This is a genomic window from Chlorobium sp., assembly GCF_049593655.1.
Taxonomy (GTDB): domain Bacteria; phylum Bacteroidota; class Chlorobiia; order Chlorobiales; family Chlorobiaceae; genus Chlorobium.
In genome coordinates, this window is sequence record NZ_JBAWHG010000009.1 from 1 (window position 1) to 22,791 (window position 22,791).

At 56.6% G+C, this 22,791-nt stretch carries 24 protein-coding genes and 3 riboswitches; of the genes, 5 read left to right on the forward strand and 19 right to left on the reverse strand.

Features of this window, described 5'->3' with window-relative positions:
- Nucleotides 1-12: 12 nt before the first annotated feature.
- From WBP50_RS00990 to WBP50_RS01070, 17 genes are all read right to left on the reverse strand, one after another.
- Entirely contained in the window at nucleotides 13-1,041 is a 1,029-nt protein-coding gene (locus tag WBP50_RS00990) for a FecCD family ABC transporter permease (RefSeq protein WP_423931195.1), read from the reverse strand.
- A gap of 7 nt (nucleotides 1,042-1,048) precedes the next feature.
- Entirely contained in the window at nucleotides 1,049-1,576 is a 528-nt protein-coding gene (cobO, locus tag WBP50_RS00995; RefSeq protein WP_423931196.1) for a cob(I)yrinic acid a,c-diamide adenosyltransferase, read from the reverse strand.
- A gap of 59 nt (nucleotides 1,577-1,635) precedes the next feature.
- Entirely contained in the window at nucleotides 1,636-2,592 is a 957-nt protein-coding gene (cbiB, locus tag WBP50_RS01000) for an adenosylcobinamide-phosphate synthase CbiB (protein WP_423931197.1), read from the reverse strand.
- Between the two features lie 5 nt (nucleotides 2,593-2,597).
- The gene (gene cobD, locus WBP50_RS01005; RefSeq protein ID WP_423931198.1) at nucleotides 2,598-3,683 is read right to left on the reverse strand and encodes a threonine-phosphate decarboxylase CobD; all 1,086 of its coding nucleotides are present in this window, start codon (nucleotides 3,681-3,683) and stop codon (nucleotides 2,598-2,600) included.
- 3 nt (nucleotides 3,684-3,686) lie between these two features.
- Nucleotides 3,687-5,189, reverse strand: coding sequence for a cobyric acid synthase (locus tag WBP50_RS01010; RefSeq protein ID WP_423931199.1), 1,503 nt, complete (start codon nucleotides 5,187-5,189; stop codon nucleotides 3,687-3,689).
- A gap of 3 nt (nucleotides 5,190-5,192) precedes the next feature.
- Nucleotides 5,193-7,181, reverse strand: a complete 1,989-nt coding sequence (locus tag WBP50_RS01015) for a TonB-dependent receptor (RefSeq protein ID WP_423931200.1) — start codon at nucleotides 7,179-7,181, stop codon at nucleotides 5,193-5,195.
- Between the two features lie 254 nt (nucleotides 7,182-7,435).
- Nucleotides 7,436-7,674: riboswitch (cobalamin riboswitch) on the reverse strand.
- Nucleotides 7,675-7,721: 47 nt separating this feature from the next.
- Nucleotides 7,722-8,576: an ATP-binding cassette domain-containing protein gene (locus tag WBP50_RS01020; RefSeq protein WP_423931201.1), complete on the reverse strand. Its 855-nt coding sequence runs from the start codon at nucleotides 8,574-8,576 to the stop codon at nucleotides 7,722-7,724.
- Entirely contained in the window at nucleotides 8,570-9,364 is a 795-nt protein-coding gene (cbiQ, locus tag WBP50_RS01025; protein ID WP_423931202.1) for a cobalt ECF transporter T component CbiQ, read from the reverse strand. The genes WBP50_RS01020 and cbiQ overlap by 7 nt, the downstream gene beginning before the upstream one ends.
- Nucleotides 9,361-9,639: an energy-coupling factor ABC transporter substrate-binding protein gene (locus tag WBP50_RS01030; protein ID WP_423931203.1), complete on the reverse strand. Its 279-nt coding sequence runs from the start codon at nucleotides 9,637-9,639 to the stop codon at nucleotides 9,361-9,363. Before WBP50_RS01030 ends, cbiQ begins: the two co-directional genes overlap by 4 nt.
- 32 nt (nucleotides 9,640-9,671) lie before the next feature.
- On the reverse strand, nucleotides 9,672-10,436 hold the full coding sequence (locus WBP50_RS01035; protein WP_423931204.1) for an energy-coupling factor ABC transporter permease: 765 nt from the start codon (nucleotides 10,434-10,436) through the stop codon (nucleotides 9,672-9,674).
- 15 nt (nucleotides 10,437-10,451) lie between these two features.
- Nucleotides 10,452-11,243, reverse strand: coding sequence for a transporter (locus WBP50_RS01040; RefSeq protein WP_423931205.1), 792 nt, complete (start codon nucleotides 11,241-11,243; stop codon nucleotides 10,452-10,454).
- Between the two features lie 51 nt (nucleotides 11,244-11,294).
- A complete protein-coding gene (locus tag WBP50_RS01045) occupies nucleotides 11,295-12,029 on the reverse strand; it encodes an anaerobic ribonucleoside-triphosphate reductase activating protein (protein WP_423931206.1) in 735 nt (244 codons plus the stop codon).
- Entirely contained in the window at nucleotides 12,023-14,188 is a 2,166-nt protein-coding gene (locus WBP50_RS01050) for a ribonucleoside triphosphate reductase (RefSeq protein ID WP_423931207.1), read from the reverse strand. Before WBP50_RS01050 ends, WBP50_RS01045 begins: the two co-directional genes overlap by 7 nt.
- Nucleotides 14,189-14,228: 40 nt before the next feature.
- Nucleotides 14,229-16,562, reverse strand: a complete 2,334-nt coding sequence (gene metE / locus WBP50_RS01055; protein ID WP_423931208.1) for a 5-methyltetrahydropteroyltriglutamate--homocysteine S-methyltransferase — start codon at nucleotides 16,560-16,562, stop codon at nucleotides 14,229-14,231.
- A gap of 132 nt (nucleotides 16,563-16,694) precedes the next feature.
- Nucleotides 16,695-16,885, reverse strand: a riboswitch (cobalamin riboswitch).
- A gap of 173 nt (nucleotides 16,886-17,058) precedes the next feature.
- Entirely contained in the window at nucleotides 17,059-17,805 is a 747-nt protein-coding gene (locus WBP50_RS01060) for an ABC transporter permease (RefSeq protein ID WP_423931209.1), read from the reverse strand.
- Nucleotides 17,802-18,656 (reverse strand): ABC transporter ATP-binding protein, encoded by an 855-nt coding sequence (locus WBP50_RS01065; RefSeq protein WP_423931210.1) that lies wholly within the window; start codon nucleotides 18,654-18,656, stop codon nucleotides 17,802-17,804. Before WBP50_RS01065 ends, WBP50_RS01060 begins: the two co-directional genes overlap by 4 nt.
- On the reverse strand, nucleotides 18,653-18,859 hold the full coding sequence (locus WBP50_RS01070; protein ID WP_423931211.1) for a hypothetical protein: 207 nt from the start codon (nucleotides 18,857-18,859) through the stop codon (nucleotides 18,653-18,655). The genes WBP50_RS01065 and WBP50_RS01070 overlap by 4 nt, the downstream gene beginning before the upstream one ends.
- A gap of 384 nt (nucleotides 18,860-19,243) precedes the next feature.
- A riboswitch (cobalamin riboswitch) is annotated at nucleotides 19,244-19,461 on the reverse strand.
- Nucleotides 19,462-19,856: 395 nt separating this feature from the next.
- Here WBP50_RS01070 and WBP50_RS01075 point away from each other — a divergent pair.
- From WBP50_RS01075 to WBP50_RS01090, 4 genes are all read left to right on the forward strand, one after another.
- The gene (locus WBP50_RS01075; protein ID WP_423931212.1) at nucleotides 19,857-20,117 is read left to right on the forward strand and encodes a BrnT family toxin; all 261 of its coding nucleotides are present in this window, start codon (nucleotides 19,857-19,859) and stop codon (nucleotides 20,115-20,117) included.
- 21 nt (nucleotides 20,118-20,138) lie between these two features.
- Complete coding sequence (locus WBP50_RS01080) at nucleotides 20,139-20,453, forward strand: BrnA antitoxin family protein (protein WP_423931213.1); 315 nt, start codon at nucleotides 20,139-20,141, stop codon at nucleotides 20,451-20,453.
- A 206-nt stretch (nucleotides 20,454-20,659) separates the two neighbouring features.
- The gene (locus tag WBP50_RS01085) at nucleotides 20,660-20,884 is read left to right on the forward strand and encodes a DUF433 domain-containing protein (RefSeq protein ID WP_011745986.1); all 225 of its coding nucleotides are present in this window, start codon (nucleotides 20,660-20,662) and stop codon (nucleotides 20,882-20,884) included.
- Nucleotides 20,881-21,225 (forward strand): DUF5615 family PIN-like protein, encoded by a 345-nt coding sequence (locus WBP50_RS01090; RefSeq protein WP_423931214.1) that lies wholly within the window; start codon nucleotides 20,881-20,883, stop codon nucleotides 21,223-21,225. Before WBP50_RS01085 ends, WBP50_RS01090 begins: the two co-directional genes overlap by 4 nt.
- Before the next feature lie 56 nt (nucleotides 21,226-21,281).
- Here WBP50_RS01090 and WBP50_RS01095 read toward each other — a convergent pair whose 3' ends face one another.
- Nucleotides 21,282-21,407, reverse strand: a complete 126-nt coding sequence (locus WBP50_RS01095) for a hypothetical protein (protein WP_423931215.1) — start codon at nucleotides 21,405-21,407, stop codon at nucleotides 21,282-21,284.
- Between the two features lie 153 nt (nucleotides 21,408-21,560).
- Between WBP50_RS01095 and WBP50_RS01100 the strand changes: the two genes are divergently transcribed.
- The gene (locus tag WBP50_RS01100; protein ID WP_423931216.1) at nucleotides 21,561-21,833 is read left to right on the forward strand and encodes an antitoxin; all 273 of its coding nucleotides are present in this window, start codon (nucleotides 21,561-21,563) and stop codon (nucleotides 21,831-21,833) included.
- Between the two features lie 147 nt (nucleotides 21,834-21,980).
- Here the strand turns inward: WBP50_RS01100 and WBP50_RS01105 are convergent, their stop codons facing one another.
- Nucleotides 21,981-22,283, reverse strand: coding sequence for an SUMF1/EgtB/PvdO family nonheme iron enzyme (locus WBP50_RS01105; protein ID WP_423931217.1), 303 nt, complete (start codon nucleotides 22,281-22,283; stop codon nucleotides 21,981-21,983).
- Between the last annotated feature and the right edge of the window lie 508 nt (nucleotides 22,284-22,791).

Below are 22,791 nucleotides of genomic sequence, written 5' to 3' on the forward strand. Positions count from 1 at the left end.
ACTGCCCACTGACTAATTCCACGCCTGTTTCATCCTGTGCTGCAGAATGACCAGAAAAAAAGGACCGCCTACAATCGCCGTGACCACACCGACCGGAATTTCGAGCGGAGCGAGTACCGTGCGCGCCAGGGCATCGCAAAGCACGAGAAAGGTTCCGCCTCCGATCGAGGCAAGCGGCACGAGGCGGCGATGGTCCGGTCCGAACATCGCCCTCATGACGTGCGGTACGATAAGCCCCACAAAGCCGATCATGCCGGCCATGGAAACCGCCGTCGCGGCAAGAAGCGTTGCCCACAGAAGACCGGCTACAATAACCGCTCCCGCATTGATCCCCTGAAAATGGGCCATCTCGCGGCCAAGGGTAAGCGCATTGAGGCGGGTCGAGAGCACCCAGATGCCGGCAATGCCCAGAAGCACGAGGGCCGAAGAGAACACCTGCTGCTGCAGGGAAACCGGCTGCAGATTGCCGAGCATCCACCAGATCACGTTGTGCAGCCCTTCGACGCTCGCCGTGGACACGAGGAACATGATGAGGCTGGAACATATCGAGCTGACGATCACGCCGCTGAGAATAAGGCTGTATACCGAAGGGGATCCTCCCGCCCCGCGGCTGGCGATGCCGTACACCACCATCAGGGTGATCACAGCCGAAACGAATGCCGTAACGGGAAGGTTCAGAGGCAGAGCGAGCGAAGAACCGGCCAGAATGCTCATCGTAGCACCAAGTCCGGCGCCTCCGCTTACACCGAGGACATAGGGTTCGGCAAGAGGATTGCGCAGCAGCGCCTGAAACACCATACCCGATGCCGAGAGCGCAGCCCCGACGACCAGCCCCATCAGCATTCTGCCGAACCGCAATGCCATGATGGAAGAGCCGGCCGGCTGCGACAGGTCCGGAATGCCTATGCCTGAAGGTCCGAGAAGCAGGGAGAACGCACAGAGCAGCGGAACCGCGAGCAGAAACAGCAGTATCTTCAGGCGCTCTCCGCCGGCGGCTCTCCGGGTAAAGCGGTTATCGGCGCAGCTATGAGAAGATTCCATGAGCCGTTCAGTTCTCCACGCCTTTCTGTGCCGCAATACCCTGCTCGTAGCCATGTTTGACCAGAGTCATTTCCGTGACCGTATCGGCGGCGGCGATGAGCGCCGGCGGAGCGTTTCTGCCGGTCATCACCACGATTTTTCCGTCCTGTGCGCTCCCGAGTGCGGCCAGAATGGACTCGACGGGAATCAGCCCGTTACCGAGTGCGAAGCATATCTCGTCGAGAAGCACGACGTCGTACTCCGGAGAGGCAAGCGCCCCCAGAGCCGCCTCAAGCCCTCTGCTCGCAGCCTCTCGGTGCGCATCCATCGCCGGACTGTTTCGATCTCTCGGAAGAAACCCCTTTCCGAACTGCATCCAGTTCACTGTCGCAAGAGCGCCGAAAAACCGCTGTTCCCCTACCGCATCGTCCGATTTGACGAACTGGATCACCGCGGCGCGCATGCCGTGGCCCAACGCTCTGGCCAGCATGCCGAAAGCCGCCGTGCTTTTACCCTTGCCATTGCCGGTGAAAAGAAGAATTCTGCGCTGTTGCATATCTGTGATTCTTTAGACGTTAATGAACCCCCGTCAAGGAACTCCCCGGTTCCTTCCGGTTACCTTAATCGCTCTGCGAGCACCCTCGACATGAGGCCTGCCGCAAGAAAAACAACTGCCGTCAACCGCATCAGCCCGATACTCCTGCGCACCGAATCCGCCGAGCAGGTATTACGGGCGACGCCAAGCAGCGGCGCCTCGTGGACAACTCCGCCATAGCTTCTGGGACCTCCGAAAGTCACGCCAAGAGCACCGGCAAACGCCGCTTCAGGATAACCGGCATTCGGGCTCGCGTGCAGCCGGGCTCCGCGCCTGACGGCCTTAAAGATATCAAAAAACCCGAATCTCTTCACTGCGGACGCGAATGCTATCGCAAGCACGGTGATTCTCGACGGGAGCCAGTTGGCCAGATCGTCGAGTCTGGCCGAAGCCCAGCCGAATTCACGGTAGCGCTCGTTCAGATATCCGAACGAGGAATCGAGCGTATTGACGGCCTTGTAGGCGACTGCTCCGACCGGCCCGAAAAGCAGCGCATAAAAAAGCGGAGCCGTTACCCCGTCAACGGTATTTTCCGCAACGCTCTCCGTGGCGGCAAGCGCAATGCCCTCCTCCGAAAGCCCGGCCGTATCCCGTCCGACCATCCAGGATACCTTCAGACGGGCAAGCCCGGTATCCCCCGACTCGAGAGCGTCACGCACCGCACCGGCATGATCGCCGAGATCTTTTACGGCAATGGAGGTGTACAGCAGAAAAATGGCTGCGGCGGCCCCGCAGAGGGGGTGGAGCAGGTTTGCGGCGGCAACGACAAGCCATGCGGAACCTGCCGAGCCACCCACAACGACCAGCACGCAGAGAACGCCGGCAATCCTCAGCGGAAGTCCCGAAGCCCTGAGCGCCTTCTCTGCGGCGAGCGCCAGCCGGCCGATACCCTTGACGGGATGCGGCATCCATCGGGGATCCCCGAAAAGCAGGTCGCAAAGGAACGCTGCCGGAAGCAGGTATTCAAGGCTCACCATGCCCTTCAGGAAACCCGCTCCGGCGCCGGAACGGCGCGAAGCGCTTCGAGAAAACGGTCGTTCTCCTGCGGCGTGCGGACGGCAAAACGGAAATAGCCGGCCTCGAGACCATGGAAATTCCTGCAGTCCCTCACCAGTATGCCCCGCGACAGAAAATGCGAGAGCAGTTCGTCGAGCGGGCTCGAGCGGCGCCACTGGGCGAGCAGGAAGTTCGCCGCTCCCCCGGCAACGCGCACCCCATCGATTTCCGGCAGGGCGGCGGCAAGGCGCTCTCTTTCGCCGGCAATCATCGAGCGGAGGGCAGCTTCGTAAACCAGGCAGTCTGCCAGTTCGCCGGCAACCCTTTCGGCGACGGCATTGAGCGTCCAGGGTTCCTTGAAATCGTAGAGTCGGCCTATGGTGTCCGGATGGGCAATGATAGCGCCGAGTCGCAGGCCCGGCAGCGCATAGAATTTCGTCAGCGAATGCACGACGACGATATTGCGGAAAGCCCGGGTATGCTGCATCAGTGAAACCGCCGGAAAATCCGGCAGAAACTGAATAAAAGCTTCGTCAACGAAAAACCACTTGTCCGGAAACCGGCTTGCAAGCGCCATGGTCACTTCAGGAGGAAACAGCGTACCGGTAGGATTGTTGGGATTGGCGGCAAAAAAAGCATCGCAGTGCTCCAGCCTGGCGGCAAGTTCGCCGACAGGGGGAAGGGAAAACCCGTTCACGGCCGAAAGACCGACGAATCCGGTTTCGGCGCCGGCAATTCGGGCTGCCCGTCCGTACTCGTAAAACGAAGGTTCGAGCAGCAGCATCCGCCGCACGCCGAGCGCCCTCGGAAGCAGATAGATCCCCTCTATGGCGCCGTTCAGGGCGATCACCGACGACTCATCGAGCCCGAACCTGCGGGCGTAGAACCCTTGCACCCCTTTTCCCTCGATCGAGGGATAAGCCTGCAGATCGGCCCTGGCAACCTGCAACGGGTCCCGAAGCGGAAAAAACGGACTGATGCTGACGCTGAAATCGATCAGCTCCCCGGCAGGAATCCTTCCGGAAAGGCGTTCGGATTGGCCGCCGTGTTCATGATAATAAAGACTGTTCATCGTTCAGGCCTGCACTCTGCCGATCATGGCGAAAAGTTTTTCAAGATCGAGATGGCGGGTAAAATGCTCGGCCAGCCGATCGTAGCTCTCCTCCATGCTGCAGGCATGCCTCGCCGGACGGTAGCCTGGATCGGCAAGCGAGAGAAACCACTCTCTGACCCGAGGCTCATCGAAAATGCCGTGGAAATAGGTGCCGATAACCTTTCCGTCCCCGCTCCGCGCCCCGTCCCCGTCACAGGTCGTCTCGCCGTTGCGCATGAGCACCCGTATGAATGGCCGGCACGCGCCGGAAAGCGATGTGCGGCCCATATGGATTTCGTAACCGTGGCCCGTCACACCCGCATCCTCAAGTACGCCTGTAGCGTTGCAGAGACACTTCTCCTGTTCGAGCACCGTATCGACGTCGAGCAGGCCGAGACCGGGGCTTGCGCCCGGCTCCCCCTCCATTCCGAACGGGTCGGCAATGGATCGGCCGAGCATCTGGTAGCCGCCGCACACGCCCACGACGACGCCTCCCCGCTCCCTGAACTCCCTGATGCGCTCCTCCCAGCCGAGAGAGCGGAGCCAGGCCAGATCGCCCCGAACGTTCTTCGAACCCGGCAGAACCAGCATACGGTAGTTATCGAGCGAACGCGGATAGTGCAGATAGTGCACGGCGACACCCGGATCCTGCTCAAGCGGCGAAAGGTCGGTAAAATTCGAAATATGGGGAAAATACACTGCAGCCACGCCGGTTTTGCCCGTTTCCGGCTCGGCCTGGGGATCGACCATTGAGGCGAGCGGCACGGCATCTTCGGCGTCGATGGAAAATCCCCTGAAATAGGGAATGACCCCGAGCACGGGCACGCCGGCCATCTCCTCGAGCAAGCTCACCCCGTCGCGGAACAGGTCGATGTCGCCCCGGAACCGGTTTACGATAACACCCTTCACCAGTGCCCGGTCTTCCGGAGGAATCACCGCCAGCGTCCCGACAACCTGGGCAAACACGCCACCCCGGTCGATATCGGCCACAAGCAGCACCGATGCGCCGGACTCCCTCGCGGTTCTGAAATTCACGAAATCCCGCTGGTACAGATTCATTTCCGCGCATGAACCGGCGCCCTCGATAACCACAAGCTCATGGCGATGCATGAGGCGCACAAGACTTTCACGCGCCGTGGCGGCCCAGAGCGAGGTATCCCTGAAATACCCTTTCGCGCTCTCGGTGCTGCACACCTTCCCCTGCAGCACCACCTGCGCACCGGTATCGGAGTTCGGTTTCAGGAGCACGGGATTCATGTCGGCCGTCGGCACGACTCGCGCCGCTTCTGCCTGTGCGATCTGCGCCCGGCCTATCTCGAAACCGTCGGGCGTGACGCCGGAGTTGTTCGACATGTTCTGCGCCTTGTAAGGGGCGACATCGACACCTGCATTGCGAAAAATACGGCAGAGCGCGGTTGCCACCACGCTCTTGCCCACGTCCGAAGCCGTGCCGAACACCGCTATGGCCCCAGCCTTATCCTTCATCTGTTAAATATCAACCCTCAACCCAAGCGTAAACGAACGGCCCTGCATCGGATAACCCTTTACGAACTGGTAATCGCGGTCGAAGAGATTGTTGACCTCGCCCTTGATTGTCAGAGCCCGTCCGCCTTTCTTTTCGTCAAGCTGGAATTTTTTTGAAGCTGCCAGGTTCGCGACCGCAAACCCTCCCTTTGTAATCACCGTTCCGGCCCACGACGTTTCATAGTCCTCTATATCCGACTCTCCCGTATAGGCAAGATTGAACACGCCGCTGAATCCTCTCCGGTCGCTGATCCTCAAGCCGACGGTAGCGTTCCATTCCGGGGTATAGAGCAGGCGATCTCCCGTCGAATCGTCCTCGAATTCCGTCAGATAAACAAAGCTGGCATAGGGGCTGAACTGCCAGTTGCTGCCGAACGGCTCAAAGGCATACGACACGTCGCCTTCGAATCCTGAAATCTTCGCTCCGTCAAGATTTTCCCAGGACGAAACGCCGCTCCCGAGACTGACCGACTGAATCTTGTTTTTAAAATCCGTGGTGAACCAGGTTAACGAGGAGGCGAACCGGCCATCGGCAACATCAACGCCGACTTCGCAGGTTGTGCTCTCTTCAGGCTCGAGATCGGCGTTGCCGACATAGTTGATGCCATAAGAAACGTAATCGGCGGCCAGTTCCCTCGATGCGGGCATCTTGAACCCTTCGGCATAGGATGCCCGCAGCTTGATGCCGTCAGCGACATGCCAGGCAATACCGTAATTCATAACGAAGTTATCGGCATCACGGCTCGATTCCGACGAATCCTCATAGCCCTGGGAGGTCAAGTCATACGTATCGTAACGAAATCCGGCGGAAAGCACCAGATGCTTGTCGAAAAGAAAGCCGTTGAGCAGCAGAAACTCCGCCATGTTATCGTATTCAGACTTGTACGGAGCATAAGGAGTCGAGACCTCTTCGTAATTGACCCAGTCCAGGCCTGCCGTGGCGCGGAAAAAGTCGTGATTGTACGTCAGCTGCGCCTGGGCTCCCTTGTGATCGACTTCCGACGTGTACGGAGTATCGTCATCCCAGTAATCGGGATTGCTTCCGGTCGGGTCGTACCAGACATCGGAGTCGCGTCCGGTAAAATATCTGGCCATCCAGGAGAGGCTGCTGTCGGCAGTCCGTCCCTCGTACACGATATCCGTCGAATAATTCTCCTTTTCGAACGAGTCGTCAAGATCGTTCTGGCTCAGATAGCTTGAAGAACCGCCATCGCCAACCTTGAAATAGGTGTAGTTCACTCCGATTCTATGCCCGGGAGTGAACTCGTAACCGATGTTCAGGCTGCCGGAGGTCTGGTCGTCATATGCCGTATTGTAGTACGTTTTTCCCGATCCGGTTTTATAATCCCCCATTTCGGCAAGTGAAACACTTCCCGAAAAGTCCAGGTTCCCGACTTTCCCCGAGGTTCCGAGCGTTGTCCGGGTATAATCGCTGCTCCCGATCTCCTGGGCAAACGAGAGCGTCGGAACGCCCGACCCTTTCGCCGTAATCACGTTCACAACGCCGCCGATGGCTGCGGAACCGTACTGGACGGCTGCCGGGCCACGAATGATTTCGACACGTTCGATCTCGCCGACCGCAATCTTGGCGAGGTTTCCCGTGCCCGCCCTGCGACCGTTGAGCAGCACGAGTACCTTACCCATAAGATCGTTGCCGTGCGATTCCGTCCTGAAACCCCTGATTCCGATACCAGTCAGCGTTCCCGTGTATTTTACGACGGCGCCGATGTTTTTTTCCGCGAGCAGGTCTCCGAGATCCTTTGCCGATGACTGTTTGATCTCCTCTTTGCTGATGACGGTAATGTTCGTTGTTACATTTTTCTTTTCTTCCTCGACGCGGCTCGAGGTAACGACCAGTTCACTGCCGGTAAAGCTTTTCGTCGTCTCTTCGGCAAGAAGCCCCCTGCTGCAGAGCAGCCCGGCCAGCACAAGCAGGCATACTTTTTTGTTCATCGATGTTGGTCCTGTTTTCAGTTTGAAAAAAACATAAACTGACAGGGGTTAAAAAGGCAGCGCATAACGGTTCGAGCAGTGCCGACCTGTTTTTCCAGGAGTCGTTTCCGGAACCACGAACACCGCGCCGGGAACGAAAACGTCCTGCGCCGGTTCTGGCAAACCCATGAATCGTATCCTGCAAAAAGATCAAAACGGTAAGCAATGCAAAAGAAGTACAGCTTTGCCCCGACTATAACCCGTAGTCCGATCTTGTAATGCAAAAATAACTGGCAGGTCTCCTGACTATCACGGCTTGTCTCCGTTCCGGCCTTCCCGCAGTTTTCCTGGGCGGAAAACGATGCAGTGACCTGAAACGACTGCTGCCCTCATGCATGTGGCCATGAACGACTTCAGCAGTATACCGTTGTACAGTTGCGGGTACAGTGTACGACTTTCACGTACTTCCCTATTCTCCGGCTTTTAAACCGGCACCAGCTACGACGAAAGAACAGTTCTGAACATAAGAAAAATACCGGATAAAAAAAACAGCGGCAAGAGTCATCGCTCCCTGCCCCACTCTTTGATCGCCCTCCTTGCCGATCCAATGGAAAATGCCTCCTCGCTGAACCGGAAACCGTCCTTTTCCTTCAGGATTTCCATCAGATGACCGATCCTCGGCAGACGAAGTCCGGCCTGACGCACCTTATCCCTCCGGGTGAACACCTCCTCCGGCGAGCCTTCGAAAAGAACCCTGCCGGCTTCCATGACACAGACGTGATCACAGAAAAGCGGCACCATTTCGATGTCGTGCGTGGCGATAATCACCGACATGCCCGATTGCCGCTGCATGGCTTTGACGAGCTGCATGATTTCCGCCGCGCCTTTCGGATCGAGACCCGCGGTCGGCTCGTCAAGAAGCAGGAGAGAGGGTTCCATGGCGAGCACCCCTGCCATGGCGACCCTTTTTTTCTGACCGAAGCTCAGCCGGTGCACCGGCTTGCCCTCGAGGGCCTCGATCCCGGTATTCCGCATGGCCACGGCAACGCGCTTCCGGATTTCATCTTCCGGCAGCCCCTCGTTACAGAGTCCGAAGGAGATGTCCTGAAAAACGCTGCTCGAAAAAAGCTGGACATCGGGATTCTGGAACACCATTCCCACCTGACGGCGCAGCATGGCAAGTCCTTTCCGGCTGTAGGACACAGGAACCCCCCTGAAAAGCACCGTTCCGGATTGCGGCCGGACGATCCCGTTGCAGGCAAGGAGCAGCGAGGATTTGCCCGCGCCGTTGCTGCCGAGCAGCGCGGTGAGCTTCCCCCGTTCCGCCCTGAAATCGACGCCGTTCAATGCCTGCGAACCGTCCGGATAGGTGTAGTGCAGCTCCCGGGCTTCAAGAATTGTCTGAGCCGTCACCATGGAAACATCTCCGGATACCGCCAGATGAGCAAAAGGGCGGCGGCAAGCAGGCCGTGAACTCCGGCAAGCAGCAGCATAAAGGAACGGGGCCGTTCACAAGGCTCGTGAAGCACCCTGAGCGTCCCCGCATAACCCCGGCATTCAAGCGCCGTATAGCACTCGTCGGCGCGCCTTGCGGCCATGAGAAAAAGCGCCGAGGAAAGCGCCGCAAGCGAACGGAACGATGCCCGCAGATCGACATAGCCCAGACGGGACTCCTGCGCCAGACGGATCCGTCCGGCGCTGTCGAGCAGAATGAAGAGAAACCGGTAGACGAGGCCTGCCATCTCGATAAGGAGCTCCGGAACGCGCAGCCGCCGCGCCGCATGAAAAAGGGTTTCGGGAGGGGTGGTAAGCGCGATGAAATACATGCAGGAAACCGACCCCATGGCCCGGAAAAACAGCCGAAGGGCCCTGTCGAGTCCCGACGCCGTCAGACCGGCGTAAACGCCGCCAACCGGCATGGCGACGGCAAACCGGTCCGGATCGGGACTGAAATCGACAGCCACCCCTGCCGCTCCCGCAACAAGAAACGCCAGGGGAAGCGCAAGCAGACCGATGAAGATACGCGCGGAGACCCTTCCTGCGAAAACCGTCGCCGCCCCCATCGAAAGCAGCACGAGCAGCGATAGCGCAATGCGGTCGGCCCAGAGGCAGAGCAGCAGCGGCGGGAGCGCGAAAGAGAGCTTCACGAGCGGGTCAACCCTGCTGAGCGGTGAGGCCGCCGTATAGCGGTCAAGCGTGATCATGCCGGTTCGCTGCCGTCGTGTCTGCCGCGAAGGAAGCCCAGACCATAACCCAGCACCCCCGCGCCGAGAGCGGCCTGAAGTGCAAAAAGCAGACTTTCGACCTCCCCGCCCGGGGGCTCCCAGAAGGGCGCGAACCAGGGCTTGTACTCCGGATGCAGCTCCGTTATGGCCTCTTCGGCCTGACCGTCGGCCCCGCCGAACTCGGCATGCTTCAGGCTCATCAGCGGCGCTGCGGCAAGCGCAACGACAATGGCGATCAATACGATATGTTTCATCGGACCGTTCTGTTTTGTTTTGGATTCACTCATCACACACCCTCCTTTGCAAGCGTTCCCGAAGTCGGAAACAGCTCCGAGGCGTACTCCCTGATCGCGCTGAACACCATGACCGTCAGGATTCCCTCGCTGATGGCCAGCGGCACCTGGGTCAGTGCGAAAATGGTCATGAACTTTCCCAGCGATGCCGCGATACCGCCGGTAACGGAGGGAAAGGCAAGGGCGAGCTGCAGCGAGGTGACCACATAGGTCATCAGATCCCCGATAGCCGCGGCAAGAAATACCGCAAGCCACGCCGGCGCCTTCGATATTAGCATGAGCCGGTAAATCCCGTAAGAGACAAAGGGGCCGGCTATAGCCATGGAAAAGGCGTTGGCCCCGAGCGTGGTAAGACCTCCATGCGCCAGCAGCAATGCCTGGAAGAGCAGCACGATAACGCCGAGTACGCTCATGACCGAAGGCCCGAACAATACCGCGCCCAGCCCCACGCCGGTCGGGTGGGAACAGCTTCCGGTTACCGAGGGAATCTTCAGGGATGAGAGTACAAACGCGAAGGCCCCCGCCATGGCGAGCAGCAGCTTCATGCGGGGATTGGCATCGACGATTTTCCGGAGCGAGCGGAATCCCAGCACAAGAAACGGCAGGGTCAGCACCCACCAGAAAAGGCTCCAGGAAGGAGGAAGAAACCCTTCCATGATATGCATGGCATGGGCATCAGGACTCCAGAGAAAAAGGGCGAAAAGAGCCAGAAAAATGGAACGCGACAAGAGCGCGAAAGGCCGAAGGATTGTTTTCATGTTGTTTCTCCTTGTTTAAAAACGGGTTGCCATACCAACCAGAAACGTGCTGTCGGTTTCCGCGTCGTTCAGGCCGGCTTTGAAGCCGCAATCGAGATCGAGATTTTCGGAAGCGCTGTAGATCAGGCCGCCGAGCAGAAAAGCCGGATGCTCGGCGCTTCCCTTCTCCTCGTTGGTCGCCATGCCGATATCGGCCACAGCGCGCAGTTTTTCGCTCAGCTCGTACTCTCCGGCAAATGATGCGCTCCAGATATCCCTGCGCAATCCCTCCTCGTCTTCCTGCAGCGCGTAACCGTTACGGGTGTAGCCGACATTGGCATGCAGCGTCAGCGGGCCCGACTCTTTGGTCGCTATCAGCAAAACTCCCCCGGAGATCTCGCCGCTGCCGAGCCCTTTGTGCTCATCCCCGGTGGGCAGAGAGAGACCCGGCTTCAGCGCGAGACTGAATCCGCTCCGGTCGTCGTCGAAAAAGCGCCATTTCAGTTCAACCGACAGATCGCCGATCCCGCTCTCATCGGCAGCGACAACGCCGTCCTCCTTCACCTCGTACCATGCGAGCGGACAGCCGACGACAAGATCGATACGGTCGGACAACCCGAAGGAAAGCGCAGCCGATACCTCGCCCCCGCTCTCTTTCTGTGTAATGCCCCCCTCACGCTCCCTGTCGGAAAAAAACTCGCTGTTCAGTTCCAGCTGCCAGTTGCCCTGACCCTGCGTCCCGGTATCGTCGGAAACGAGTGGATGGGCAGCATACAGCGGGCTTGCGCATAAAAGCAGCGACAGTGCCGGAATAATTTTTTTTAGCATACGTGATACGTTTTCAGGTTTACGAAATCAAAACACAAAAAGAACAGGCGCTCAGCCGGAGCTGCAGACCACGCAGCTGTAGCGGGAAGCCAGAGCGTGAAGCTCCCTGTCGCTGAACGCTCCCGCCGCAAGCGGCCTGAGCGTTCTCTCCGGCCGGAACCGCTGCAGGACGAGGCGGTCAGCCGCCAGGGCCGCCATCTCCTCCACATCTTCCGAAGCATGAATCCCTTTCAGGAGAGTACTCCGGAAAACCACGTCGATGCCGGAATTCAGGAGCAGCGAGCAGGAGCGCCCGATACGCTCCATCATCGCCTCGGAACAGGGAATCCCGGCAACTTCCTCATAGCGGCGGGGCCGCAACGGCGCCTTGATGTCGAGAGCGACGCAGTCAACGAGCCGCTCCTGCAGGAGCAGATCGAGCATATCCGGATAGGATCCGTTGGTATCGAGCTTGACGAGCAGGCCGAGCTTCCTGAACGTGCGGAGCGATTCCGGAAGGGATGCATGCATGGTCGGCTCGCCTCCGGTAACGACAACACCGTCGAGGCAGGAACGGTTACGCCCGACAAGCCGCACCACTTCATGAAACGGAATCCGACGGTTCACGCCGGTTCTCTCCGGCTCCACCAGTTCGGGATTGTGGCAGTAGGAACAGCGGAAATTGCAGCCGGCCGTAAAAACCACCGCCGCAATGCAGCCCGGATAATCGATAAAACTCTGCGACAGATAACCGCCGACCGGAAGGCTCCGGCCCGCGTCGCTGCCGGGGGACGCAGGCTTCAGCATATCTCCGGCTCCGAAACATGAACGACCCCCGCATCCATCTTCCGCTCGGCAAAGAGTTTCCGGTCAAGAAACTCGCTCTGTTTGCCGGCATTCCACTGTTCGACCGGCCTGAGGTAACCCACAATACGCGTATAGACCGTACAGGACTGCTCGATCCCTTCGGCGGCGCATTGCGGGCAATACTCATGCTCGCCGAAACGGTAGCCGTGCGTCGGGCAGATACTGAAGGTCGGCGAAAGCGTCACGTAGGGCAGCGTGAAATTGTCGGTTACGGTTTTCACGAACCGCTTGACCCCTTCGTGGGGAATCTCTCGCTCTCCGACGAACGCATGGAAAACCGTACCGCCGGTATATCGCGACTGCAACTCGTCCTGCAGCCTGAGGGCCTCGAACAGATCGTCGGTGTATCCGACCGGCAGTTGCGTCGAATTGGTGTAGTAGGGCTCGGCTCCCCCCCTGACGGCCGCTTCGTTTGCGGTAACGATATCCGGATACCGCTTCTTGTCGATACGGGCAAGACGGTACGCCGTACTTTCCGCCGGGGTGGCTTCGAGATTGTAGATGTTGCCGGTCTCTTCCTGGAACGCTTCCAGGCGCTCGCGCATGAAATCCATGACCCGCAGGGCGAACTCCTGCCCTTCGGGCTCTGCGATCGTACAGCCGAGAAAGTTCAGGCAGCACTCGTTCATGCCGGTGATACCGATGGTCGAAAAGTGATTGTCCCAGTACCGTCCGTTTTTCTCGTGGAGATTGCGCAGATAAAAACGGGAGTAGGGGTACAACCCCTCCCCGGTAAGGCGTTCGACAACTTTCCGTTTTATTTCAAGGCTGCTTTTGGCAAGTTCCATCGCATGCGAAAGCCGTTCGAACAATTCGGACTCCCCTTTCGACTCGTAGCCGATTCTCGGCAGGTTCATGGTCACGACGCCGACAGAACCGGTCAGGGGGTTCGATCCGAACAGCCCCCCTCCCTTTTTCTGCAGTTGCCGCTTGTCGAGCCTGAGACGGCAGCACATGCTGCGCACATCGTCGGGGCTCATCGACGAGTTCACGAAATTCGAGAAATAGGGGATCCCGTACCGGGCCGTCATCTTCCATATCCCGTCGTAGACCGGGTTGTCCCAGTCGAAACCCTTCGTGATGTTGTAGGTCGGTATGGGAAACGAAAAAACGGCGCCGTTGGCATCACCCTCGAGCATGACGTCGGCGTATGCGCGGTTGAAAAGATCCATCTCCAGCTGAAAATCGCCATAGCAGTCATCCTTCAGCTCACCGCCGATGATGACCGGCCGGTCTTTGAGCGCCGCCGGCACCGTAAGATCGAGGGTCACATTGGTGAAGGGCGTCTGAAAACCGACCCTGGTCGGTACGTTCATGTTGAAAAAGAACTCCTGAAGGCACTGCCTGACCCCGTCGTAATCGAGCCGGTCAAATCTGATGAAGGGAGCCAGCAGGGTATCGAAATTCGAAAAGGCCTGCGCTCCGGCAGCTTCGCCCTGCATGGTGTAGAAAAAGTTCACGATCTGGCCGAGCGCCGAACGCAGATGACGGGCCGGTCTGCTGGCCGCATGCCCGTTGACTCCCGTGAATCCGCTGAGCAGCAGATCCTCGAGATCCCAGCCGACACAGTACACGCTCAGAAAACCCAGATCGTGGATGTGCATGACGCCCGAAGTATGCGCCTCGCTGATTTCCGGAGGGTAAATGCGGTTCAGCCAGTACTGGGCACTGACAATGGTCGAGATGTGCTGGTTGAGCCCCTGCAGCGACCAGGAGGAGTTCGCGCTCTCCCTGACCCGCCAGTCTTCGAGGTCGAGATAGCTGTCGACCAGGTCGATGTTGGTGAAAATCTCCCTGGCGTCCCGCATGTACTGGTGCTGGTGCCGGTAGATGATATAGGCTTTGGCCGCATCGAACTCCCGGTGCAGAAAAAGCGTTTTTTCCACCGTATCCTGCATCTCCTCGACCGAGGGAATCCTGTCGCCCATCTCGCTCTCGAGCTGCCTGATGGCATCTCCGGCAATCCCCGCCGCTTTCGTACGGTCTGCCTTTCCGATGGCCCGCAAGGCGCGAAAAACAGCGTATACGATCTTTTCGGCGTCGAACGGCTCCTTTCGTCCGTCACGCTTGATCATCTCCCTGAAAACAGTGGCATCCATGGCAAATATCCTGTTGCGATTAATAAAATCCTTTCTCCTCTCAGCGGCCGACCTCCATTCGATCGCGCAATGGCAGATGCCGCCGAAGCTTTCTGGCGGCCTGAACCATCCGCCTGATCGCGGGACGAACCTCATCCCAGCTCCGTGTCTTCAGACCGCAATCGGGATTGACCCATATCTGCTCCGGCCCGAAAAACTGCAGCACCCTGACCAGCAGCTGCTGCATCTCCTGCGTCGACGGAATCCGGGGGGAGTGAATATCGTAAATACCGGGGCCGAGCTGGTTCTGATAGCCGGAGGCCGCGAAAGCGGCCAGTACCCCCATATCGGAACGGGCCGTCTCTATGGTCAGCACGTCGGCATCCATCCGGACGAGGGCGTCGAGAATGGAGGCGTAATCGGCGTAGCACATGTGCGTATGTATCTGGGTTGCGGGAGCGACGCCGCCTGAGGCAAGGGCAAAGGCCCTGACAACCCATTCCAGATACTCCTGGCGCAAGGAGTTCCGGAGCGGCAACCCCTCCCGGACTCCCGGCTCGTCGATCTGAATGATGCCTATCCCGGCCATCTCGAGATCGAGAACCTCATCGCGCAGGGCAAGAGCCACCTGCATGGCGGTCTCATGCAGCGGCTGGTCATCCCTGACGAACGACCATTTCAGGATCGTCGCAGGACCGGTCAGCATCCCCTTGACCGGCTTCGTCGTCAGGCTCTGTGCATACACCGTCCACTCGACGGTCATTGGCCCTTTCCTGCTGACGTCGCCGTAAATGACCGGAGGCTTCACGGCTCTGGTCCCGTAACTCTGCACCCATCCGTTTGCCGTAAAGGCCACCCCGTTGAGGTACCCGGCGAAATATTCCACCATATCGGTGCGCTCGAACTCTCCGTGAACCAGAACATCGAGGCCCGCCGACTCCTGCCACGCAATCGCATCGGCGATAAGCTCCCTTACTGCCGACTCGTACTCCTCCAGGGAAAGAGCACCCTCCCGGTACCGCCTGCGCAGCGAACGAAGCCGGGGCGTCTGCGGCAGCGAGCCGATCATCGTGACAGGAAGGAGCGGCAGATGCAGCAGCTCCTCCTGAATGACCGCCCGCTCATGAAAGGGTTCAGGCCTGCCGACCTTCCGACCGGCAAATGCCTCGACCCGTCTGCATACCTCCTCGTTGGAAAGAAACGGTGAATGCGCCCGCTCGTCCGACGCCTTCAGATGGTCGGAAAGCGCATGGAAAGCCCCGTCCGAAACCTCTTCGCCCATAAGATCGGCAAGCAGCCGGATTTCATCGAGCTTCTGGCGCGCAAAGGAAAGCCATGGCCTGAGAAAACCCGGCAGCGGACCGTTTTCGGGCTCGAGCTCGAGATCGTATGGAACATGCAACAGCGAGCACGACGAGGAAACCATGACGCGCTCTCCGCCAAGCGACTTTACGGCCAGACCGAGCAGGCCGAGAGACTCTTCGAGCCTGCCTTTCCAGATGTTCCTTCCGTCGATGAGCCCGAGCGAAAGGTTCATGGCTGCGGGAAGAAGATCGAAGAGAAGCGGAAGATCAGGAAAGCCGCGCAGGGTATCGACATGCAGGGTATCGACCGGCAGTGAGAGCGCCGTCCGGAGATTGTCGCCGAGACCTTCGAAATAGGTGGCGAGCAGAAAATGCATATCCGGAAAATGCTGCTTCAGATACCGGTAGACCTCACGGTAAGCCTCGCGCGTTTTCCCGTCGAGATCGGTTACCAGAAAAGGTTCGTCGAACTGCAGCCAGAAACAGCCGGCATGGCGCAAATCCTCGAGAATAGCCACATAAACCGGAAGCAGGCGCTCGATGAGATCGAGACGGTGAAAGCCCTCCCCTTTCTCCCGTCCGAGCAGGAGATAGCTCATCGGCCCGATCAGGACCGTCTTCGGCGCAGCCACCCCGAATGCTTTGGCTTCGAGAAACTCTTCGACGGCTTTCCGCGAAGAGTAGCAGAAGTGCTGCGTTGCGGTGAATTCCGGAACAAGGTAGTGGTAATTGGTATCGAACCATTTGGTCATCTCCATCGCCTTCACGTCGAAACCGGACTGCTGGTAGCCCCGGCACATGGCGAAGTAGAGATCGAGATCGGAGAGATGCTGCCGGAGTGGCGCGTAGCGTTCAGGAACCGCGCCGAGCATGAAGCTCATGTCCTGAACCTGATCATAGAGGGAGAAGTCGTTGCTCGGTATCAGGTCCATTCCGGCATCCTGCTGAACCTTCCAGCGATACTGTTTTTCGTCAAGCGAAGCTGCAAGCAGGGCCGTTTCGTCGAGAGCGCCCGACCAATAGCGTTCGCAGGCTTTTTTCATGCCTCTGGAGGCGCCGATACGAGGATAGCCAAGTGCGTGTGTAAGCATACGTCTGTGGTGTGTTGACCAACCGTTTTGTACGCTTACGCGGGAAAAGAATCGTAGGAGGGATAGAAGCCTGCAGGAAGAAGCACCTGAAGCCGTAATCGCTCATAAATGCTTTGTTCCGCGAAAGCATGTTACAAGAAAAGAAGCGGGACAGGTCTCCTGGCTTGCCGGTTCTGCAGCACCTTCCCATTCCGCATCGTTCGGAACAGTGGTATAACGCTGCACAACACTCGGTCGGCTTTACAGTTGCGCGTCAGCTCACGATTTTCACGTGATTCCCTATTAAACCCTTTTTATGGGGTATCCAGCTTCATCAGTAAAAAAAGAACAGTTCAAACGAATGTAAAAAAATAATTCAATAACCGTCAACGATTTTAACGCCGTGCAGGATTGACCGCATCCACCACCGCCACGCTTCCGGCTCCTGCTCACCGCCCACCACTCACTGCTCACGATCTTCACCCATCAGCCTGTTCAGCAAAACCCGTCCGCAGATTCATTCGCCGTAGTTACTGATCAATCGCGTCCCGACCACAAGAAAAACAAGCGTGTAGACGCCCATCGCCAGCAAGGAGACGAGTGCCGGGGTATCGAACGAGGTCTTGCGTATCAGGATATTCGTATGGCTCAGCGGAAACAGGTAAATGAACCACTTCAATACCACAGGAACTCGGTCCAGCGGGAAAAAGGTGCCGCTGAAGAACGACATGGGAAGAATCAGGAAATTGTTGTACGTCGAGGTTTCTTCATGACTTTTGGCCACCATGCCGATAATCACGCCAAGACAGGCAAACATGAAACAGTTCAGCAGGGTAGCCAGAAGCAGAAACGGGGTCAGGGTGAACGAACCGTGCAGAAACAGGCCCATGCCGATCAGGAGCGAGGCGGCGAAAAGCCCTTTGACCATGCCGGCAAGAACCTCGCCAAGCATGATGCCGCCTGCTGTAATCGGGGCCTGAACGAGCACCTGAAAGGTCTTGAAATAGACCCGGTTCAGATTAAGGGCTCCGGCGATCCAGCTGTATGAATTGGTCATGGAGCTCATGGCGACCAGTCCGGGAATCAGAAAAGCAAGATAGTCCCCGCTGGAAAGATGCACGTTGCGGCCAAGACCGAAACCGAAAACGATCAGGTAGATCAGCGGCACCATCATGGCCGACACCAGATAACTCACCTTCAGCAGCTTTCTCTTAAAAAGCAGCATTTCCCTCAGAAACACGGGATACCAGCCGGTCAGGTTCATTCGATTCGTTCTCCGGTCAATTTTATGAAAACATCTTCAAGATTGGTTTTTCTTACCGTTCCGCCATTTTCCAGACCGCAGACGATTTCATGCGCCTCCTCCCGGCTGTTGGCGGAATGCTGAATCAGGTTGCCGGCATCGTCGATCTGGTCCACGGCATAGGCTCCGACCATGTTCATCAATGCCGATGGCGTGTCAAGGACCATCAATTGGCCCTTGCGCAGAATCCCGATGCGGTCACAGAGCATTTCCGCCTCTTCGATGTAATGGGTAGTCAGAAAGACGGTTCGGCCCGATTTTCCGATTTTTCGGACAATCTGCCATAGCTGGCGTCTGATCTGCGGATCGAGACCGATGGATGGTTCGTCGAGAAACAGGACTGCCGGATCGTTCAGGAGCGCACGGGCAACCATCAGACGGCGTTTCATGCCTCCGGACAATCCGCTGACAAGAGCATCACGCCGGTCAAGCAGCTCCACATCACGGAGAGCCTCACCGATTCGCTGCCGGAGATTGTCAATCCGGTACAGTTTCCCATAAATCCGCATGTTCTCTTCGACCGTCAGTTCACGGTCGAGATTGTTTTCCTGCGGAACGATGCCGATCAGCGATTTGATCTGAAACGACTTGCCGCCGACATCATCTCCGCCGATGGCCGCACTGCCGCTGTCGGCGCGCGTAAGACCGGTCATGATGCGTATCAGGGTGCTTTTTCCTGCGCCGTTCGGCCCTAAAAGCCCGAAAATTTCGCCTTTTCCAATCGTAAACGACACACCGTCAAGAGCCTGAACGCTTCCATAACGTTTGCGAATGTCGTCGATCCGGATCATGTTCACTTCAGATGCTCTCATTCCTGGTCATGTTGATGCGGGTTCACTATTTCCACAATCGTTTCGGCTCCGCCGGGCAGCAACAGGATCACCGCCATGAGCAGCGGGATAAACAATCCGGCCCATGAATTTTTTAACATCGAGGCCATACCGTCGAGCGATTTAAGCGGACCGCGCGTCATGCCCGGCAGATAGTTTCCCGCCCCGGCCTTCCTGCCACTCAACTGTTTCTCCAGAGAGGAAAACTGGTCAGTGTATTACCTTCAAGGGCAAACGATTCACAGGCAAATGTTTCACAGGCAAACCATCGGCAGTTGCCCATATCCGGACAGACATCAAAGCAGGAAAGATCAATCCATGCGGCCTGAAACAGTAACGGCGGATAATTCCGGAGGGAAGAGCATCCGGTACCGGCGCCGATCGTCAGAAAATGCACCGGCAAACCGAACGGCGGCCCGAATGAATGGTTTTGCACGAAAATGGTGAAGTGTCTCAGAAGCGGTTCGAACAGCCAGTTGCGCATCGCCCGTCGCAATGCACGAAACCAGCCTGTTCCCGAGGGCGGAACGGAGGTGTGATTCATGGTATTATGTTGCTTTATTCCCGAAGCGTTAAAAAAAAATGCGGCAGGTCTTCTGACTTTCCCTGGGTTTTGCCGGCCTTCCCATCCCGATATAAGCGGGACAGTGACATTATCGGCAAACCACTTCATGGGCCTTGCGGCCAAAGCGGGATTACAGCAGCGGGTACTGTTCCGGACTTGCACCGGATTCCCTTTTAAGCCCGTCATCTCTCAATGACGAACACCACTTGTACGGTTGAAGTATAAGAAAAAGAAGAAGTTCGACAAACGTTCAGGATAAAATTCCTTGATCCTGAACCAGAGATGGATTTGGCGGCGACCCGCACGGGCGGCATTCGGCAGAGGTCTTCGAAACCCTGCCCGATCCCACGGATTATCGGATGATGCAGCGGTTCCGGCACGTCGAGTCTCACCTCTTCCGGTCCATGGCATGAGATGCTCTTTCAGGTTTTCAGGAGTTTGTACCGCTCCCCCTGACTTTTTTCAACTGAAAATAAACTCTTTGATCCGATTGCACTTCGACCTCCTGAATACCGAAGACATGCTTCCGGCTGCGACAGCCTGCGAACCGCTTCTTCAAGAGCATCACTTGCCCTTTTCCCCACCACTTTGTATATTTCAGCAATATACACAGCGTCATGGATCGTTTTACAGGCATCACCGGGTTCCAATGGGATGAAGGCAATCTTTCAAAAAATCCCGGAAAACATGGAGTAGCAAACTCCGAGTCGGAAGATATCTTCTTCAACGAGCCATTGATCGTCGCCGATGATATGAAGCACTCCGGAGTGGAGAGAAGATGGTTTGCCCTTGGCAAAACAAATGCAGGAAGAAGACTCTTTGTCGTCTTCACGCTCAGAAAAGACAAGATCAGAATCATTTCATCGCGGGAATTATGAACAGGAAGGAGCTACCCAGCTATGAAAAAGCAGAAAAAAACAGTTCCTGAATTCAGGAGTGAACAGGATGAACGGGAATTCTGGGCCACGCATGACTCGTCGGAATACATCGACTGGGAAAAAGCGGGAACCGCAATCTTCCCCGACCTGAAGCCGACCATGAAAACCATTTCGCTCCGGCTTCCCGAGCAGATGCTCAACCGCATCAAGGTGCTTGCCAACGAAAGGGATGTGCCCTATCAGTCGCTTTTGAAAATGTTCCTCAAGGAACGAATCGACCGGGAATACGAGCCAAAACGCAACAGGCCGCGATCCTCACGAAAAGCGAACGCATAATCGGCCTCATCCACCGCTGCGTTTCCTGCAAAACGGCCCCCTGAATACCGAATACAGGCTTACGGCTGCAGCCATCACCCGGTATAGTTATTTGTGTTGCATAATGACGTCCCTAAGCCGCCCTTCTGATTTGAACGATTTACAAACCATTTCGTTATTTTGTCATAGTTACCCCGGAAAAGAAAAAACAAATCGGCTTGACTGATATGAACGAGTGGCAAAAGCGGATTACCATCAACCCTGATCAGTGCGGCGGGCGTCCATGCATACGTGGACTGCGAATCAGGGTAATCGACATCCTTGACCTCCTTGCCGCAGGCCTGAATCAGGATGAAATACTTGAGGAATTACCCGATCTTGAAAAAGAGGATATTCTGGCGGCATTGAAATATGCCAGCAAAAAACTCGACCATCCGGTGATTGCGGCATGATCATCTGGATTGATGCGCACCAGTCTCCTTCTCTGGCGGCCTGGATCAACCGCAATTACAGAACGATTCAGGCACAATCATTGAGCAGTCTGAATTTGCAGCAATCAGATGACCAAACAGTATTTTACGAGGCACGAAAAGCCGACGCAGTCATCATGAGCAAAGATTCGGATTTCCTCAAACTTGTCGAACAGCATGGCATCCCACCTCAGATCCTCTGGGTGACTTGCGGAAACACATCGAATGCAAGAATGCGGGAAGTGCTGGAAAAAACCCTTGATAAAGCTGCCGAACTGTTGCATTCCGGAGAAAAGGTAGTCGAAATCAGCGATTTACGTTAAGCGAGCCTGCTCAGAAAAAACTTACCGTCCGGAAACTTCTATCTGGTTTTTCTTTTTCAGCTTTTTCCGTCGGCAGCGGCAGCTGTTTTGATAATCCGGCATACCGCCGATGCCGATACCCCAAGAAGCGGAGCCATCAGGGCATAGGATAAACCCATCTCGAATACCAGCGTCACTATCATTCGCTTTTGAAAATATTCCTCAAGGAACGAATCGACCGGGAATACGAGCCGAAACGCTAACAAGCCGCGATCCTCACGAAAAGCGAACGCATAATCGGCCTCATCCCCGCATTCCGGGCATGAAAGGCACGAAACACTATCTGAAAGAAAAAAATGATGACGCAGAAGAACGATGACAGCGAAGAAGATATCCTTCGTTCCTATGAACAGGATGAATGGCGATCGGTCGAAGAGTTCAAAAAGCTCAAGGAGGAGTATGAGGCCTACGCTCGCAATACCTCGAATAAAAACAAGCGGATCAACATCCGAATATCCGAAAGCGACCTGAACCGGCTTAAGGCAAAGTCCCTGGAAGAAGGCATTCCTTACCAGACTCTCGTATCGAGTCTCATTCACCGCTACGTTACCGGCAAAACGGTCTCCTGAATACCGAATACAGGTTTCAGGCTATAATATTATAAAAAAATACTTTATAGAGTTATTTCGATATACACAAAAACGTTCTGAAGTTGCATTTAGTTTAATTAGTTGTGAACGTCCCCTCGGCAGTTTCAAAACGTTCTGAAGTTGCATTTAGTTTACGTAGTTGTGAGCGTCCCCTCGGCATTCACACTCCCCCGCCTGTACCGGCAACACCAGCCGGAATCCCCGGAAATCGTTGACCGCTTTGGAAACCACGAACGAGCGCTGCGAACAGCGGAAGGCGAACTTGTCGGGGTAACGCCAGCAGCCGCCCCGTTCCTGGCGGAGTGACTCTTCACCGGATGAAGCGCTTGCGGAATCGGTTTCGTCGTGCCGGACGCTGCACCACTCCATGACGTTGCCGCTCTGGTTCCAGGTACCGTAGCCGGAGACACCTTCGGGATAGGCGTACACAGGGGCGACCGAATCCGCTCCCCGGTTGTTCCTGTGCCGGCCGGCAGTTGTTTTCGTCCCAGTGGTCTCCCCACGTGTGCGACTTCAAGGCCATGGACCGGAAGGTAACGGCAAAGAAATTCCACACTGTCGCTATCGTCCCGAACGATATGTCCCTGTTCGATTCCCCGCACCATTACATGATGCAGCGTTCCCGATGTGTCAAGTCTCGCTCCTCGTGGCATTTGGCTTTCTTGTCTTTTTCTTTTCAAACGCTGCCAGCACACATCTTTTGTTTTCTCACTGAACTGCAAAATACAATCTTCTACGCTATTGAACTGCGCCCCCTATTCCTGTTTACCTCATTTACTTACGTTATATAATGGTTGCGCCTTGATTTAGCTTCAGCATGGCACAATAGATAGCATCCTGAGTTAGAATATATGGAGGACACCGTAGTGTAACCCATAGAAAAGGAGGATGTTATGCAAACCGAAGCTGAAAGACTGGCCTTGTATCGGCAATTGCG

Bases quoted from the DNA above. Each gene is read 5' to 3' on its own strand.
- WBP50_RS01010 (WP_423931199.1), bottom strand. From the start codon at position 5,189: ATGAAGGATAAGGCTGGGGCCATAGCGGTGTTCGGCACGGCTTCGGAC.
- WBP50_RS01080 (WP_423931213.1), top strand. From the start codon at position 20,139: ATGAAAAAGCAGAAAAAAACAGTTCCTGAATTCAGGAGTGAACAGGAT.
- cbiQ (WP_423931202.1), bottom strand. From the start codon at position 9,364: ATGATCACGCTTGACCGCTATACGGCGGCCTCACCGCTCAGCAGGGTT.
- cbiB (WP_423931197.1), bottom strand. From the start codon at position 2,592: ATGGTGAGCCTTGAATACCTGCTTCCGGCAGCGTTCCTTTGCGACCTG.
- WBP50_RS01095 (WP_423931215.1), bottom strand. From the start codon at position 21,407: ATGATAGTGACGCTGGTATTCGAGATGGGTTTATCCTATGCCCTGATG.
- WBP50_RS01045 (WP_423931206.1), bottom strand. From the start codon at position 12,029: ATGCTGAAGCCTGCGTCCCCCGGCAGCGACGCGGGCCGGAGCCTTCCG.
- WBP50_RS01065 (WP_423931210.1), bottom strand. From the start codon at position 18,656: ATGAGAGCATCTGAAGTGAACATGATCCGGATCGACGACATTCGCAAA.
- WBP50_RS01020 (WP_423931201.1), bottom strand. From the start codon at position 8,576: ATGGTGACGGCTCAGACAATTCTTGAAGCCCGGGAGCTGCACTACACC.
- WBP50_RS01090 (WP_423931214.1), top strand. From the start codon at position 20,881: ATGATCATCTGGATTGATGCGCACCAGTCTCCTTCTCTGGCGGCCTGG.
- WBP50_RS01085 (WP_011745986.1), top strand. From the start codon at position 20,660: ATGAACGAGTGGCAAAAGCGGATTACCATCAACCCTGATCAGTGCGGC.
- WBP50_RS01015 (WP_423931200.1), bottom strand. From the start codon at position 7,181: ATGAACAAAAAAGTATGCCTGCTTGTGCTGGCCGGGCTGCTCTGCAGC.
- cobD (WP_423931198.1), bottom strand. From the start codon at position 3,683: ATGAACAGTCTTTATTATCATGAACACGGCGGCCAATCCGAACGCCTT.
- WBP50_RS01060 (WP_423931209.1), bottom strand. From the start codon at position 17,805: ATGAACCTGACCGGCTGGTATCCCGTGTTTCTGAGGGAAATGCTGCTT.
- WBP50_RS01100 (WP_423931216.1), top strand. From the start codon at position 21,561: ATGATGACGCAGAAGAACGATGACAGCGAAGAAGATATCCTTCGTTCC.
- WBP50_RS01075 (WP_423931212.1), top strand. From the start codon at position 19,857: ATGGATCGTTTTACAGGCATCACCGGGTTCCAATGGGATGAAGGCAAT.
- WBP50_RS01035 (WP_423931204.1), bottom strand. From the start codon at position 10,436: ATGAAAACAATCCTTCGGCCTTTCGCGCTCTTGTCGCGTTCCATTTTT.
- WBP50_RS01040 (WP_423931205.1), bottom strand. From the start codon at position 11,243: ATGCTAAAAAAAATTATTCCGGCACTGTCGCTGCTTTTATGCGCAAGC.
- WBP50_RS00990 (WP_423931195.1), bottom strand. From the start codon at position 1,041: ATGGAATCTTCTCATAGCTGCGCCGATAACCGCTTTACCCGGAGAGCC.
- cobO (WP_423931196.1), bottom strand. From the start codon at position 1,576: ATGCAACAGCGCAGAATTCTTCTTTTCACCGGCAATGGCAAGGGTAAA.
- WBP50_RS01030 (WP_423931203.1), bottom strand. From the start codon at position 9,639: ATGAAACATATCGTATTGATCGCCATTGTCGTTGCGCTTGCCGCAGCG.
- metE (WP_423931208.1), bottom strand. From the start codon at position 16,562: ATGCTTACACACGCACTTGGCTATCCTCGTATCGGCGCCTCCAGAGGC.
- WBP50_RS01050 (WP_423931207.1), bottom strand. From the start codon at position 14,188: ATGGATGCCACTGTTTTCAGGGAGATGATCAAGCGTGACGGACGAAAG.